The organism is Vibrio sp. JPW-9-11-11, from assembly GCF_013369335.1.
Classification (GTDB): Bacteria; Pseudomonadota; Gammaproteobacteria; order Enterobacterales; family Vibrionaceae; genus Vibrio.
In genome coordinates, this window is record NZ_SZQJ01000004.1 from 154,529 (window position 1) to 169,867 (window position 15,339).

Annotated in this window: 12 protein-coding genes; 5 read left to right on the plus strand and 7 right to left on the minus strand. The window is 47.2% G+C overall.

The window, feature by feature from the left end:
* Positions 1–173: 173 nt before the first annotated feature.
* The 3 genes from FCU94_RS03325 to FCU94_RS03335 form a co-directional block, all read right to left on the minus strand.
* Positions 174–953, minus strand: coding sequence for a DeoR/GlpR family transcriptional regulator (locus tag FCU94_RS03325; RefSeq protein ID WP_176287128.1), 780 nt, complete (start codon positions 951–953; stop codon positions 174–176).
* A gap of 182 nt (positions 954–1,135) precedes the next feature.
* Positions 1,136–2,656: a glycerol kinase GlpK gene (gene glpK / locus FCU94_RS03330; RefSeq protein ID WP_176287129.1), complete on the minus strand. Its 1,521-nt coding sequence runs from the start codon at positions 2,654–2,656 to the stop codon at positions 1,136–1,138.
* Positions 2,657–2,937: 281 nt separating this feature from the next.
* Positions 2,938–3,462: a TetR/AcrR family transcriptional regulator gene (locus tag FCU94_RS03335; RefSeq protein WP_176287599.1), complete on the minus strand. Its 525-nt coding sequence runs from the start codon at positions 3,460–3,462 to the stop codon at positions 2,938–2,940.
* A gap of 336 nt (positions 3,463–3,798) precedes the next feature.
* On the opposite strand from FCU94_RS03335, the gene FCU94_RS03345 reads away from it, so the two are divergent.
* A complete protein-coding gene (locus FCU94_RS03345) occupies positions 3,799–4,302 on the plus strand; it encodes a DUF2867 domain-containing protein (protein WP_176287131.1) in 504 nt (167 codons plus the stop codon).
* Positions 4,303–4,360: 58 nt separating this feature from the next.
* On the opposite strand, the gene dapD is transcribed toward FCU94_RS03345, so the two are convergent.
* Positions 4,361–5,392 (minus strand): 2,3,4,5-tetrahydropyridine-2,6-dicarboxylate N-succinyltransferase, encoded by a 1,032-nt coding sequence (gene dapD / locus FCU94_RS03350; protein ID WP_176287132.1) that lies wholly within the window; start codon positions 5,390–5,392, stop codon positions 4,361–4,363.
* A 329-nt stretch (positions 5,393–5,721) separates the two neighbouring features.
* On the minus strand, positions 5,722–6,333 hold the full coding sequence (locus FCU94_RS03355; RefSeq protein ID WP_176287133.1) for a peroxiredoxin C: 612 nt from the start codon (positions 6,331–6,333) through the stop codon (positions 5,722–5,724).
* Positions 6,334–6,532: 199 nt separating this feature from the next.
* Here FCU94_RS03355 and FCU94_RS03360 point away from each other — a divergent pair, with 199 nt between their 5' ends.
* From FCU94_RS03360 to aceA, 3 genes are all read left to right on the plus strand, one after another.
* Positions 6,533–7,438: a hydrogen peroxide-inducible genes activator gene (locus tag FCU94_RS03360; protein WP_176287134.1), complete on the plus strand. Its 906-nt coding sequence runs from the start codon at positions 6,533–6,535 to the stop codon at positions 7,436–7,438.
* Between the two features lie 621 nt (positions 7,439–8,059).
* On the plus strand, positions 8,060–9,703 hold the full coding sequence (gene aceB, locus FCU94_RS03365) for a malate synthase A (protein ID WP_176287135.1): 1,644 nt from the start codon (positions 8,060–8,062) through the stop codon (positions 9,701–9,703).
* Between the two features lie 125 nt (positions 9,704–9,828).
* The gene (gene aceA, locus FCU94_RS03370) at positions 9,829–11,142 is read left to right on the plus strand and encodes an isocitrate lyase (RefSeq protein WP_176287136.1); all 1,314 of its coding nucleotides are present in this window, start codon (positions 9,829–9,831) and stop codon (positions 11,140–11,142) included.
* A 120-nt stretch (positions 11,143–11,262) separates the two neighbouring features.
* On the opposite strand, the gene FCU94_RS03375 is transcribed toward aceA, so the two are convergent.
* The gene (locus FCU94_RS03375) at positions 11,263–13,203 is read right to left on the minus strand and encodes a HAMP domain-containing methyl-accepting chemotaxis protein (protein WP_176287137.1); all 1,941 of its coding nucleotides are present in this window, start codon (positions 13,201–13,203) and stop codon (positions 11,263–11,265) included.
* Between the two features lie 239 nt (positions 13,204–13,442).
* Complete coding sequence (locus FCU94_RS03380) at positions 13,443–13,883, minus strand: CBS domain-containing protein (protein ID WP_176287138.1); 441 nt, start codon at positions 13,881–13,883, stop codon at positions 13,443–13,445.
* A 388-nt stretch (positions 13,884–14,271) separates the two neighbouring features.
* Here FCU94_RS03380 and queA point away from each other — a divergent pair, with 388 nt between their 5' ends.
* The gene (gene queA / locus FCU94_RS03385; RefSeq protein ID WP_176287139.1) at positions 14,272–15,324 is read left to right on the plus strand and encodes a tRNA preQ1(34) S-adenosylmethionine ribosyltransferase-isomerase QueA; all 1,053 of its coding nucleotides are present in this window, start codon (positions 14,272–14,274) and stop codon (positions 15,322–15,324) included.
* Positions 15,325–15,339: the final 15 nt, after the last annotated feature.

A 15,339-nucleotide genomic window follows, 5' to 3' on the forward strand; every position in this document is an offset into this window, starting at 1 on the left:
AATCCATGATCCTATTTTGAGCGAACGAGCATTTTTGAACTGGGTATAATCCTATAATAGCTTTCGTTTTGGATCACTATTTATTTTCGTTTATGAGCGTTTGTGTGGTTTGAGCATAAAAAAACCTCTATATGAACATAGAGGTTGGTTGTTTGTTGTCAGTAAGTAACTATTTAGCGTACTTGAGTCTTGTCGATGACTTGCAGAGGAATAGAGTGTTCACTCAAGATAGACAGAATCTGTTTTGGTGGTTGTTGGTCGGTGAAAAGCATATGCAGTTGGGAGATATTCCCTAATTTCACCATAGCATTGCGGCCAAATTTTGAGTGATCGACGGCAAGAAACACGCGACGACTGTTCTCAATGATCGCCTGTTTTACTCTCACTTCGTGATAATCAAAGTCGAGTAGTGAGCCGTCAAAGTCGATACCACTAATTCCTAAGATACCGAAGTCGAGGCGAAATTGTTTAATAAAGTCGAGCGTGGCTTCACCGACAATACCGCCATCGCGATTGCGTACTTCGCCACCGGCTAAGATCACTTTAAACTCTGGGTTGGCAAGCAAAATAGTCGCAACATTGATGTTGTTCGTGACGACGCGCAGTTGTTTATGGTGCTTACAAAGCGCACGTGCGATCGCTTCTGGTGTTGTGCCAATATCAATGAACAAGGTCGCGCCGTCGGGAATATGCTTGGCCACTTCTTCGGCAATGACATCTTTTTCATTAAAGTTCATGCTTTTACGGGTGCTGTAAGAGGTATTCTCTGAACTCAATGGGATAGTCGCACCGCCATGATAGCGACGAATTTTGTTATCATCTGCTAACTCGTTCAGGTCGCGACGTATGGTTTGCGGGCTAACATTAAACTTCTCTACCAGTTCGTCGGTACTGACATAGCCCTGCTTCTGGACTAACGCGATAATCTGCTGGTGGCGTGGAATCTGTTTCACTAAATACTCCCTAGTTAAGCACGATAAATGCTCATAACACCAAATTCGAAAATAAATATGCTCAGTATTGTGCGCGAATTAGCGCGTTGTGAGAAGCCAGTATCGAGTGGAATCGGTGGCATGACGCAAAAAGAGCGCGATACACGCGCTCTTTTTGCATTGGAATGAGTCTGTGGGCTTGATTACTCGTCGTCTTCGCTGTGCATCTCGGCCCAGACTTGCGCACACTTGACCGCGCGCTTCCAGCCTTTATAGCGACGGTTGCGCTTCTCTTCGTCTTGGTGGGGGTCAAAGGTTCGGTCGAGTTGCGCTTTGTTTTTTAGCTCATCAATACTAGCCCAGTAACCGACAGCGAGGCCGGCGAGGTAGGCGGCGCCAAGCGCGGTGACTTCGGTGACTTGTGGTCGCAGCACTTGTGTATCGAGTACGTCGGATTGAAACTGCATTAAAAAGTTGTTGGCAACCGCGCCGCCGTCGACACGTAAGTTGGCAAGCTTAATTCCGGAGTCTGCTTGCATTGCGTCAAGCACATCACGAGTCTGATAGGCGATGCCCTCTAGTGTAGCACGAATGATGTGATTAGCGCTGACTCCGCGAGTGAGCCCAACAATGGTTCCACGCGCCCAAGCGTCCCAATAAGGGGCACCTAAGCCGGTAAAGGCAGGCACCACATACACACCATTTGACGTGTCGACCTTGGTCGCGAAGTATTCCGAGTCTTTCGCATCGGCCAGCAGTTTCATCTCATCGCGTAACCACTGGATCGCGGCACCGCCCATAAAGACCGCCCCTTCGAGCGCGTAAGAGGGCTCTCCATTTCGGCCACAGGCAAGAGTCGTCAGCAGCCCATGGGTCGAGGTCACTTTCTCTTGCCCGGTGTTCATCAATAGAAAACAACCCGTACCATAGGTGTTTTTGGCTTGACCTGCTTCGACACACATCTGACCATATAACGCGGCTTGTTGGTCTCCGGCAATCCCAGCGATCGGGATGCGAGTGCCGCCTTTACCGCCAATATTGGTTTGACCATACACTTCCGACGATCGTTTGACTTCAGGCATCATCGACGCTGGAATGCCGAGTTCATCGAGCAGTTTTTGATCCCAACATAAATCATTGATATTGAATAACATGGTCCGTGAGGCGTTGGTATAGTCGGTGACATGCACTCGGCCTTGTGTCATCTTCCATACCAACCATGTATCCACGGTTCCAAATAGCAGTTTTCCCGCTTCAGCGTCTTCACGGGCGCCGTCGACATTATCTAAAATCCATTTCACTTTGGTGCCAGAGAAATATGGGTCGAGCAATAAGCCAGTATTTTCGCGCACATACTCCTCTAACCCGCGCGCCTTAAGCTGTTCACACATCTCTGCAGTACGTCGGCACTGCCATACAATGGCGTTGTAAACAGGTTTTCCGGTCTCTTTATTCCAGACTATTGTGGTTTCACGTTGGTTGGTAATGCCGATAGCAGCAAGTTGGTCACTGCTGATCCCCGATTTGGCCAGAGTTTCGATCAGGGTAGAGCTTTGTGTTGCCCAGATTTCTAGGGGATCATGCTCGACCCACCCTGACTGAGGATAGATTTGAGTGAATTCACGTTGCGAGATGCTAACAATGTTTGCATCGTGATCCAGTATCACCGCGCGAGAGCTTGTTGTTCCTTGGTCTAGGGCAACAATGTACTTTTGCTCAGTCATGGTAAGAATCCTTTTGTTTCATTATTACTATTTTAGCTAATCTTGGCTTGCTTATCGTTTGAGCGCGGTTGAGCGAATTCGATGTCTGGTAGCAGCTGATTGGTGTAGTCCCTATTTACACCGTTTAATTTTGCACAAATAGCCACACTCGAAAATAAACGAACATTAAAAATGAGTGTTTGAGCATAAAAATGTCAATGAAATGTTATCCAGAGGCGCGAGGTGAGATGAAACATCGCCAAAATGGAAAAGCGGTGTGTTCGAAAGCCGATTATGGATTGTTAAGACTCGCCCAGTAACACGCGATATTTGTACTCAAGCTCTTCCAGCGCAAGCTGCATATCAGGCACCTCTTTGCTTAAGTGACTGATCAGAGTCATGAAGTAACAATCTAGGATCACTGGCATTTTATTGATCACTGAAGCGGGAAGGATAGTGGTTTCAAACAGAGACTGGTTGAATGATTGGTAGTAATCCATGTCCCAGATTACTTCTTTAAGTAATGCTCGGCTGAGATTGATATTCGCAAAGTAATAGCCGTAGTAAGTTCGCGCTAACTGCATGCCTAGCTCAAGAGCATCCTGAGAAGGTGAGTTTAATGCTTGCTGTGAAAGATCTGCCAGTTGGCTCAACATACCTTCACGCAGAATCGCTAGTTTGGTGTCAAAGTGGCTGAATACTGTGCCGTCAGCAACCCCAGCATGCCGAGCTATCTGACGAGTTGATGTTTCTTGATAACCTTGAGTTTCAAATAGTTGCCATGCAGCGGTGAGAATTTTTTGTCTTGTTTGTTCTCGTTTACTCATCATTGTCTCAGCTTTAAACCTTATCTGAGAATCATACGCTTTGGCAGATAATTTGACAAACTGAGCGCGCTCATTTATAAAACTGAGCGCGCTCATTTATAAAATTGAGCGTGCTCATTTTTAATAAATATTAAGGCTTGCTATGGAAAGTATAATTCGAACTCCCATCATTCAGTTATGTCGTTGGCTGATATTCATCCCTGGGCTTTTTTGTTTCTCTTACCTGCTACGGCCGTTGCTTATGCTGATCTTAATTTCTGGCGCATTGGCGTTTTTAGCCGTTATTGGCGGTAAAGAAGTACGAAGTGCACTAAAACAGATGATCAAGGAGTTGATATGAGTAAGGTGGTTTGTGGAGGAGTGCCTGCCCATAGCCAACTCAGTGGTCGTCAAAGCAAACGAGGCTTTAGCGACAGCCTGAGCTTTTCATTTGACGATCCGAACCTTAGTCCAGCGCAAGTGTATGTGAATATATTTGCTCAGTTGCCAGCTGTTGTTACCGCTATGATGGCTTTGAGAAACCGGCTTGTACGGCCGTTAGGCTTTGCCGTTTCGTCTGAGCCAGAGGTACTGAGCGTAGAGCTGTTGGAGCAAGGGAAATCGGCCGGACTTCATCAGGTCGAGTGGCTATCCGATGAGGAAATAATATGCACTTCACAGGACAGACATATGCAGGTGAGCTTGTCGTTACTCAAAAGTGGTGCAGGTCAGTTTACCTTATCGACTTTGGTGAAGACCTACACTTGGATAGGCTACATTTATCTACTGGTGATTATTCCTTTTCACAAAGTGATTGCATTAGCGAGCGTTCGCAGCGCGCTAAAACGAGCGGAAAGCTAATCAGGTGGAAACAAAAAAGCCGAGCAACAGTGCCCGGCTTAATCCATTTCGGCTGTGGTTAGTTGTTGCTGTGTAGCTCTGAGTTCAGTTCTACCGCAGACTTGTTAGCCAGACATTCGATTTGACCTGTCACTGAGTTGCGACGGAACAGTAGGTCAGATACGCCAGCCAGATCACGTGCTTTAACCACTTCCACTTCTTGGCCTGATGAATCTAGCATGCGCACTTTAGAACCAGCCGTTACATATAGTCCAGATTCAACAGTACAACGATCGCCTAGAGGGAAACCAAGACCTGCGTTGGCACCTAGCAGTGAGTTTTCACCGATAGAGACAACAACGGTACCGCCGCCTGATAGAGTACCCATAATCGATGCGCCGCCGCCGATGTCAGAGCCGTCGCCCACAACAACACCTGCAGAGATACGACCTTCAACCATGCTTACGCCAGTAGTACCTGCGTTGAAGTTGATGAAACCTTCGTGCATAACCGTTGTGCCCTCGCCAACATGTGCGCCAAGACGTACGCGAGAGGTGTCAGCAATACGAATGCCAGCAGGAACCACGTAATCAACCATTTTTGGAAACTTGTCTACACAGTCTACAGAGAGTGAGCGACCAGCAAGACGTGCTTCAATCTGACGCTCAGCTAGTTCTGGCAGATCGATAGGACCTTCGTTAGTCCATGCGATGTTGTGCAGTAGACCGAAGATACCGTCAAGTACAGTGCCGTGCGGTTGAACCAGACGGTTAGAGATAAGTTGTAGCTTAAGGAAACCTTCAGCAACTGAAGCTGGTTTTTCGTCACTAGCCAGAACAACAAGCACTAGAGGCTGAGAAGACTCAGCGGCTTTAGCGGCAAAAGAAGCGTTGGCTACATCACCATTAGCTTCAAATGCACCAGCTAGTTCAGCGCTTTGAGCAGCAGATATTTCGATAGCTTGGTTACCTTGCTCGTAACCAGCAACTTTAGCTACAGCTTCAACCAGTGCGTCTGCTGGGTTAAGAACTGGGTTAGGGAAAAATGCTTCAATGATTTTTCCATCACGGTTTTTGGTCGCCGTACCAAAGGCGAGAGAAAAGTAAGCCATGTTAAATCTCCATGTTGGGATACGTCTCGACAGAGCTTGCTTGCTCGGTCGTAAATTTAGTTGAGTTCATCATAGTGACAGCCAAGGCGAGTTTAAAGAGGCAATGACCAGAACGTCCGGAGGATGATACGCCTTGTCTTTTTATCGACACTTTGTCTTTTCAACTACACCTATGTGCACAAGCGGGAATAAAAAGAGCCCGAAGCATGACTTCGGGCTCTTGATTAGGACTTTACTTAACACTGATTGGCGCTGCGCTTTTCGCGCTTATTACTTTATAGATTTACCAACCATTCATACCCGTTGAGCGTTGGGTATGAGTTAGGCAATTACTTTTTGCCTAGGTCTGATGAGTGCTCAGATAGGAACGCGGCAACACCTTTTGGTGAAGCGTCCATACCTGCTTTACCTTCTTCCCATTGTGCAGGACATACTTCGCCGTGCTTTTGGTGGAAGTTTAGTGCATCAACCATGCGTAGCATTTCGTCGATGTTACGACCTAGAGGTAGATCGTTCACTACTTGGTGACGAACTAGACCGTCTTCGTCGATTAGGAATGAACCACGGAACGCAACGCCAGCTTCTGGGTGCTCAACGTCGTACGCTTTGCAGATTTCGTGTTTAACGTCAGCAACAAGAGGGTACTTAACTTGACCGATACCGCCATCTTCGATAGCTGTGTTACGCCATGCGTTGTGAGAGAATTGAGAATCGATAGATACACCGATAACTTCTACGCCTTTCGCTTTGAAGTCTTCGAAACGGTTGTCGAATGCGATTAGCTCAGAAGGGCAAACGAAAGTGAAATCTAGTGGGTAGAAGAAAACAACCGCTTTCTTACCTTTAGTGAACTCTGCAAAGTTGAAGTTATCAACGATTTCACCATTACCTAGAACAGCTGCAGCAGTAAAATCTGGGGCTTGACGACCTACTAGTACCATTTTTTTGCTCCTAAAATATATAATTAGTTCCAAACCAGCGTATAGGGCGCGGGTTCGGTCCGTGTTTGTACGAGACAAACTATAGTACACATTGTAGTATGTAAAAAAGCGAATTAAATAGATTAAGTTAATCGAAAAAAGCGATAAGTTTGGTTTTATTATCTTGGTCAATATCTAACCACGAGTAATCGATAGTTCTATGAATAAGTGGCCTAGCCTCAAACAGTTACACTACTTGATCACCCTTTATGAAACCCGCCATTTTAGCGATGCCGCCGAAAAATGTTTTGTCAGTCAGTCGACCTTAAGTAAAGGTATCCAGAACCTCGAAGAGTTGATTGGGTGTCCGCTTTACGAGAAAAAAGACAAAAAAAGTCCACTGGTATTTACCCAAGCGGGGGAAATGGTGGTGCAGCATGGGCGCGAATTGTTGGCCAAAGGGCAAGATTTGGTCGAGTTGGGTCGTTTGTGTCAAGGCGACGAGATGGAAGGGCAGTTGCGAGTAGGGTGTATTCCTACTATTGCTCCGTTTTTGTTGTGCGACTTGGTGCAAGAGGTCAATCAACGCTTTCCGCAGTTGAACTTACTATTAAGAGAAGACACGACGACCAACTTATTGGATGCTTTGCGCCATGGCGAGCTCGACGTTTTGATTTTGGCGCTGCCGGTCGATATTGGCTCTATGGACAGCCGAATTGTCGGCAGTGACCCGTTTCGAATGATCATCAGTCAAAATCAAGCGGATGCGATCCGCACACCAATAAGATATGCCGACTTGCCAAATGAGTTTGTGTTTTTGCTTGAGAAGGAGCACTGCTTGACTGAACATGCGGTCTCTGCCTGCCAACTGACCGATAAAGAGAAGATTAATCCATTCTCTGCCACCAGTTTACATACCTTAGTCCAGATGGTCGCCAACGGCATGGGTACCACCTTTATTCCTCAAATGGCGATTGATCACGGCTTGCTCGACAACCAAAACCTGGTCGTCATCGATGCACCTGGTCGCCAAGCGCATCGTCATATCGGCTTGGTTTGGCGACCTAGCTCCTCTCGCGTGAATACTTTTAACCAGCTTGCAGATGTGGTTTCAACCCTACTTTAGCGATAAGTCGTACTTTCCTCACTGCCAAATACCGCTAAAAGCACACTAGTTTTAGTGTGCTTTTTAGCATTTTATGCTGACGGTAAAGTTTAACTTGTAAAATTTCACAACTTATTTTTGATGAAGCTTTCATTAAATTGTGAAATTTCACACTGTGAATTTTACAGTTCTCATTTTTCTCTCTGTTTGATCTCTACTCAACTCATCATCGGCTTGGCAGTAGCCAGCAGGGATCATTTGCGAAAGCATCATATCAAACGCTTGTTTGAAACGGTTTCACAAACCAAATTTCACTGTAATTAAATTACGTAACTAGTTACGTTTTGGTGATCGAAATCAAGGCTTTATCGCTGGCGGAATAAAACTTTGAATTTAACGTTTTGTTTACTTTAGTACTTTTACTCTACTCAATGTTGGTATAGCTTAAATGCATGCCTAGTAAGACTTATGTCTAGATTGTAAAGCTTGCTGAGCTCGGTCAATCTAAAGCTCAAGTCAGTGATGGACCGTATGAAACATCAATCAATGGCAATGTGTGATTGTTGTTTGATAGTTACAAATGTAACTGGTCGTTATCCAAAGTAGCCGATGTCATTAGCATGGATAGTTAAGGAAGAAATTATGCTTACCAACACGCCAGACAGAGAAAATACCAACCAAGCCCAAGAAACCTTCCATACCGAAGGCCAGCTTGATGTCACTGGTTCTCTTTCACCAGAGCATCAAACCATTTTCCCTGTTGAAGCCCAAACCTTTTTGTCTCTGTTGTGTGGCAAGTTTGCCCAGCGTGTTGATGAGCTACTGGCAGTGCGAGAAGAAAAACAGGCGCGCATTGACGCTGGTGCATTGCCAGACTTTCTCGAGGAGACACGAGATATCCGCGAAGGTAGCTGGAAAATTCAAGGTATTCCACAAGATTTGCAAGACCGACGCGTTGAAATTACCGGCCCGACCGACCGAAAAATGGTAATCAATGCACTGAATGCCAATGTGAAAGTGTTCATGGCTGACTTTGAAGATTCGATGTCGCCCGCCTGGGACAAAGTCCTAGATGGACAAATTAACCTGCGCGACGCGGTAAACGGAACCATCAGTTACACCAATCCGGCGAATGGCAAGCATTACCAACTCGAGGATGACCCTGCGGTCTTGATTTGTCGCGTGCGTGGTCTGCATCTTAAAGAGAAACACGTCACTTATAATGGCCAGATCATCCCAGGCGCTCTGTTCGACTTCGCTCTTTATTTCTACAACAACTACGCGAATTTGCTTAAAAAGGGCAGCGGACCGTACTTCTACATTCCCAAACTGCAATCACACCATGAAGCGCAGTGGTGGAGTGAAGTGTTCCACTTCACGGAAGATTACTTTGGCCTTGATACCGGCACGATAAAAGCCACAGTGTTGATTGAAACGCTCCCTGCTGTATTTGAGATGGATGAAATTCTGTTCTCACTCAAAGAACACATCGTCGGGTTAAATTGTGGTCGCTGGGACTATATTTTCAGCTACATCAAAACTTTGAAGAAACACGCTGACCGTGTTCTTCCTGACCGTCAGGTCGTGACAATGGACAAGCCGTTCCTAAACGCTTACTCGCGTTTGCTTGTCCGCACCTGTCACAAGCGAGGCGCTTTCGCGATGGGAGGGATGGCCGCCTTTATCCCCGCGAAAGACCCGCAGACCAACCAGCAAGTGCTCGATAAGGTGAACAAAGATAAAACGCTAGAAGCGAGCAACGGACATGACGGTACTTGGGTTGCGCACCCAGGCTTGGCAGATACTGCGATGGCTGTGTTCGATCAAGCATTAGGTCAGCGTAGTAACCAGCTCAATGTATCGCGAGAGCAAGATGCGCCCGTTACCGCCGCGGATCTGCTTGCCCCTTGTGATGGTGACATTACCGAACAAGGGATGCGCCATAACATTCGCGTGGCGTTGCAATACATCGAAGCATGGATCTCAGGCAATGGCTGTGTGCCCATTTATGGCTTGATGGAAGATGCTGCGACAGCCGAGATCTCTCGCGCTTCTATATGGCAATGGATCCAACACGGCAAAGCGCTCGACAATGGTCAAACCGTGACCAAGGCCCTGTTTGAGCAATACCTTGCACAAGAGATCGAAGTGGTCAAACAAGAGGTGGGTGAAGCCCGCTATCAGGCCGGTCGATTTGAACAAGCGGCCGAACTTATGGCCAAGCTCACCACCAGTGATGAGCTGACCAATTTCTTAACCGTACCCGGTTACGACTACTTGGACTAATAGATATTAACTCCACAACCTAACAATAACGTGAAAGCGAACCGGCAGAGCAGGATGTACTGCCGTTAGCGACAAAAATTCAAAGCGCAGCACAACAAAGCGCTCATCAACAGAGGGATAGACCGATGACTAACTTAACTCGCCGCCAACAAATCGAAGCTCTAGAAAAAGATTGGGCAACCAATCCACGCTGGAAACAAGTAAAACGCCCTTACACTGCAGAAGAAGTGGTAGAGTTGCGTGGCTCTATGGTTCCGGCTAACACCATCGCCCAGCGCGGTGCGGACAAGCTGTGGTCACTGGTCAACGGTAGCGCAAAAAAAGGCTACGTTAACTGTCTAGGTGCACTGACGGGTGGTCAAGCGGTCCAGCAAGCAAAAGCGGGTATCGAAGCGATTTATCTTTCAGGCTGGCAGGTCGCGGCAGATAACAACACTGCGTCAACCATGTACCCAGACCAATCTCTGTACCCAGTGGATTCAGTGCCATCTGTGGTTAAGCGAATCAACAACTCTTTCCGTCGTGCTGACCAAATTCAGTGGTCTTCTGGTAAGTCTCCAGAAGATGAAGGCGGTATCGACTATTTCCTCCCTATCGTGGCAGATGCGGAAGCGGGTTTTGGTGGCGTTCTCAACGCCTACGAGCTGATGAAGTCTATGATCGATGCAGGTGCTGCAGGGGTTCACTTTGAAGACCAGTTAGCGTCAGTGAAAAAATGTGGTCACATGGGCGGTAAAGTACTGGTTCCAACTCAAGAAGCCGTGCAAAAGCTGGTAGCAGCGCGACTTGCAGCCGACGTTGCAGGCACGACTACCTTGGTGATTGCGCGTACTGACGCCAATGCCGCAGACTTGCTTACCTCTGACTGTGACCCATACGATAAAGACTTCATCGTTGGTGAGCGCACGCAAGAAGGTTTCTACCGCGTGCGTGCGGGGATCGACCAAGCGATTTCTCGTGGCCTAGCGTATGCGCCATATGCAGACCTAATTTGGTGTGAAACCGCAACGCCTTGTTTGGAAGAAGCGCGTAAGTTTGCTGAAGCGATTCACGCCGAGTACCCAGATCAGCTATTGGCGTACAACTGTTCACCATCATTTAACTGGGAGAAGAACCTAGACGCGGACACTATTGCTAAGTTCCAGCAAGAGCTTTCTGATATGGGCTATAAATACCAGTTCATCACGTTGGCGGGTATCCATAACATGTGGTTCAACATGTTTGAGCTTGCGCACGACTACGCCCAAGGGGAAGGCATGCGCCACTACGTAGAGAAAGTTCAGCGTCCTGAGTTCCAAGCGGCTGAGAAAGGCTACACCTTCGTTGCGCACCAACAAGAGGTTGGTACTGGTTACTTCGACAAAATGACCAACACTATTCAAGGTGGGAGCTCGTCAGTAACCGCGCTCACCGGCTCAACTGAAGAGGACCAATTTTAATCCCTAGACCCAGTGTGAGTCAGTTAAAATGCAGGCTTTAGCTGACTCACCATTGGGAAGTGGTATTCTGTTTAGGCATAAACTTTGACATGCTTTTGAGCGGCGCAGGCCGCTCTTTTTTTATAGTTTAAAAAAGCTGAGTAGTTCTTTTTGTCTTTCTGCAAGGGAAGAGAGCTCTTCACTGGCCTTTTTACTCTGCTGAATTCCCGCCACATTTTGATGCACCAGGTCGAACGTTTGCGAGACGTTTTGGGAAATGTCTTGCGTTACCCCTGACTGTTCTTCAGACGCGGTCGCGACTTGAGTATTCATATCGGAGATCAACTGAACAGAGTGAGTGATAGAGGAGAAAGCGGCCCGTAATTGCGTGCTGTAATTGCGTGAGTCTTCGGTCAATACGAGGTTGGACTGCATAAAGTCGTTGGCATCTTTGGCCTGTGCTTGCAACTTGGAAATGATGTCTTGAATATCGACCGTTGATTGTTGGGTTTTAGCGGCCAAAGATCGCACCTCGTCGGCGACGACGGCAAAACCGCGTCCTTGTTCACCAGCACGAGCTGCCTCAATCGCTGCGTTAAGAGCAAGCAAGTTGGTTTGTTCTGAAATGGAGTTGATCACCTCCACTACCGTGCCTATTTCGACCGAGTATTCTTGTAGTTGGTGAACAATTTTCGAGGTTTCATCCACCGACTTGATCACTTTCTCTGAAATGTTATCGGAAGAATCAAGCGCGCTGGCACCCTCTGATACTTTCGAAGTGGCGTCACTGGCTGAGCTCTCGGCGTGGGCGGCATTTTGGCTAACTTCACTCGCGGTGCTCGAGAGTTCGTTGATCGCGGTGGCGATTTGTTCGACTTGACTCAGCTCATTTTGTGCATTGGCTTCGGTGTCACTCATCACCGCCGTTAACTCAACAGACGCTGACGAGACATTATCTGAAATCTGATGAAAGCCATCGATGATGCGACGTAGCTCTTGGCGCATTTGCAAGATATTCGCGTAGATACCACTCTCGTTCCCTGTCACGTCAATCTGAGTAGATAGATCTCCCTTCGCCACTTGCTCGACCACGGCCTGAATAACGGTCGGTTCTCCTCCCACGGCTTTCAGCACATTTCGATAAATGAGGTACGCGATGATAAGCCCAGTGATGACGACAAAAATTGCCAACAAAATCATGGTAGTTTGCGCAGAAGAGAAGCGATCGACCATTTGCGGGCCGACTTCATCTTGTTGATTTTTGGTCGCCAATTTGAGTTGCTCGATAGATTGAGCCATCGAGCCACCAAGCACATCCAATGTCCCCTTGATGATCTCATTTCGCTCGGCAATGGTTTGTACCACTTGAGCAAACGTTGCTTGGTAGTCGGAAAACGCTTGGCCAAAGTCCTTAAAATGCCCCAACTGCTGTGTCGACATGAGTTGAGATTCGACCGTTTCAGCGGCCGCTAATACCTCGATGAACTCTTTGTTGGCACGTTCAGCGTCAGATTGCTGATTAGTGGTGAGGTATTGAGACGCGTATAGGCGACCCAGCATTAAGTGCTGTTGCAAGTTGCCTGCGCTGACCGCAACCTCGAGATCATCTTCATTGGCCGCTCCTTGCATAATATCACTCACCTCTTTACGCATGGTAAGACCGAGCGGGGTGAGCGTTTGTTCGACCAATTGATTGCGTTGTTCAACCAAGGCTACCACTTGATTAAAGCCTTGCTCATATTGAACAAGTTGGTCCGCTATTTGTGAGAGCTGTGTGCGCTGTGAAGTGGAAACGCTGCCGTCCATTGCTTGCTGAATAAGTTGTTTTGAGGTGCTGATTCGGCGACTTAGCTCTTGTTTGCTGTTGTTGTCATGGTCACGAATGTATTTCAGCGCGGCCAAGCGAGCTTCAAGAATGTTCGCTTGTACGCGGCCAGTTGCCACACTTGTGATAGCTAACTCCCGATAAGTGTTGAAGCCTTGGCTGGATTGATAAAAGCGCAGTGCCGCAATCGTAGACATGATCAAAATAAGGGCAAGAATAACCCCAAACCCCATGGTGAGTAATTTTCGTAGACTCATAGCGACAGACCTATTTTCAGTGGATATTATCTTTCTGATGTTTTTATCACTAAGTCTAGTTGGGATTTTTACGTGAGTGGCACTTTCTGCCAACTGTATGATGACCGAGCATCAAAAGACCAGGTGACGTGGCACAGAGATGGGCTATCGGGTTGAGTATGTCTGGTAAGCTATGGCGTGGTTGAACAGCGACCACGCCATAGCTCGTCAAAATAGAGAAACGTTACGCCATCTGAAGGCTATTCAATTTCTTCAGGCTCTGATTCTTCTTCGAGTTCAAGTAAGTTAATGGCGATGGCAACAAAGTCACTGTCGGTAATGATGCCGACCAGTTCCCCCTTGTCTACCACAGGTAAACAGCCCACCTTATGCTTTTGCATGTAAATGGCGCTTTCTTTAAGCCCCGCTTGAGGTGCGACGGTCATCACGCCGGTTTTCATCACGTCATAGAGGGGAGTGTTAAGGGTAAAAGTTTGGTTTTCTGGAATGTTTTGTAAGCTAGACTCTTGAGCGGCCAACACATCTCTTTGTGATACCACGCCAAGAAGTTGCTTGTTCGCATCAACGATGGGGACGTGTCGAATATCGAGCGCTTCCATCATGCTTTTGGCATCGGCGAGATTGTGATAGCGAAGAAGCGTATGCGGGGTACGCGTCATCATGTCTTCTACCTTGATCATGGCGGCCTCCTAGTTTTGACGAACATAGCCTCTGGTTCATGTATTGAGCATGATGGTCAACCTTGGGGGACAACCAATAGATTGCAGAGGCTCATTGGTAAATATAGTCATTTTTAACCCTCGATATTGGGAGCAGGTTGGATTTTTATCTCGAATTATCAAAAATCAGTCGTAAAATATGACCGGCTTAACGCCCATGTGCTTTGTTTGGTGTGTCCAAAAGTTGCGCCGAGCAAATTGTATCTGATTATAATAATTCGGATCTCTTTTCTTGCTATTGCCTCGCTGGGGAATATACTAGTCGGCTGCAAAAAACTCGTCGTCTGTTTGTGACAGAATCAGCTCGACTGCCATCACGACTAAGAAACCACGACTTAAGATTAGTAACATGCAAGTATCCGATTTCCACTTTGATTTACCCGACGAGCTGATTGCTCGTTACCCTCAGCCAGAACGCACTGCCAGCCGTTTGCTTCAGATGGATGGTAACAGCGGGGAACTGGTTGATGGCACATTTACCGATGTCCTTGACCAAGTTCAACCTGGCGATTTAGTGGTTTTCAATAATACTCGCGTGATTCCAGCGCGACTGTTTGGCCGCAAAGCGTCGGGGGGCAAGTTAGAAGTGTTGGTTGAGCGAGTGCTAGACGATAAAAGTATTCTGGCTCACGTTCGTTGTTCCAAGTCACCAAAGCCGGGCACTACAATTTTCGTTGGTGAAAACGACGAGTATAGTGCTGAAATGGTGGCACGACATGACGCGTTGTTTGAGTTGAAGTTCAACTCAGAACAAAACGTTCTTTCGGTATTGGAAGAGATTGGCCATATGCCACTTCCACCGTATATCGACCGTCCAGATGAAGATTCCGATAAAGAGCGCTATCAAACGGTTTATAATCAAAAGCCGGGAGCGGTTGCGGCGCCAACAGCAGGTTTGCACTTTGACGAGCAGCTACTGGCAAAAATCCAAGCCAAAGGGGCCGAGTTTGCCTATGTGACTTTGCACGTTGGCGCGGGCACCTTTCAGCCAGTGAAAGTCGATACGATCACCGATCACCACATGCATGCAGAATATGTTGAAGTACCACAAGAAGTGGTCGATGCGATCAAAGCAACTAAGCAGCGAGGTGGTAGAATTATCGCGGTAGGCACGACGTCGGTACGCTCTTTGGAGAGTGCGGCGCAAGACGCGATAAAAAAAGGCACAGAGTTGGTTCCTTTCTTTGGTGATACAGAAATCTTTATTTTTCCAGGTTACGACTATCAGTTAGTCGACTGTTTGATTACCAACTTTCACTTACCAGAATCGACCCTGATTATGTTGGTGAGTGCCTTTGCTGGTTACGAAAATACCATGAATGCGTACAAACATGCTGTCGAGAACAAGTACCGTTTCTTCTCGTATGGCGACGCCATGTTCATCAAAAAGAAAACGGTATAATTGAAAAGTTTACGA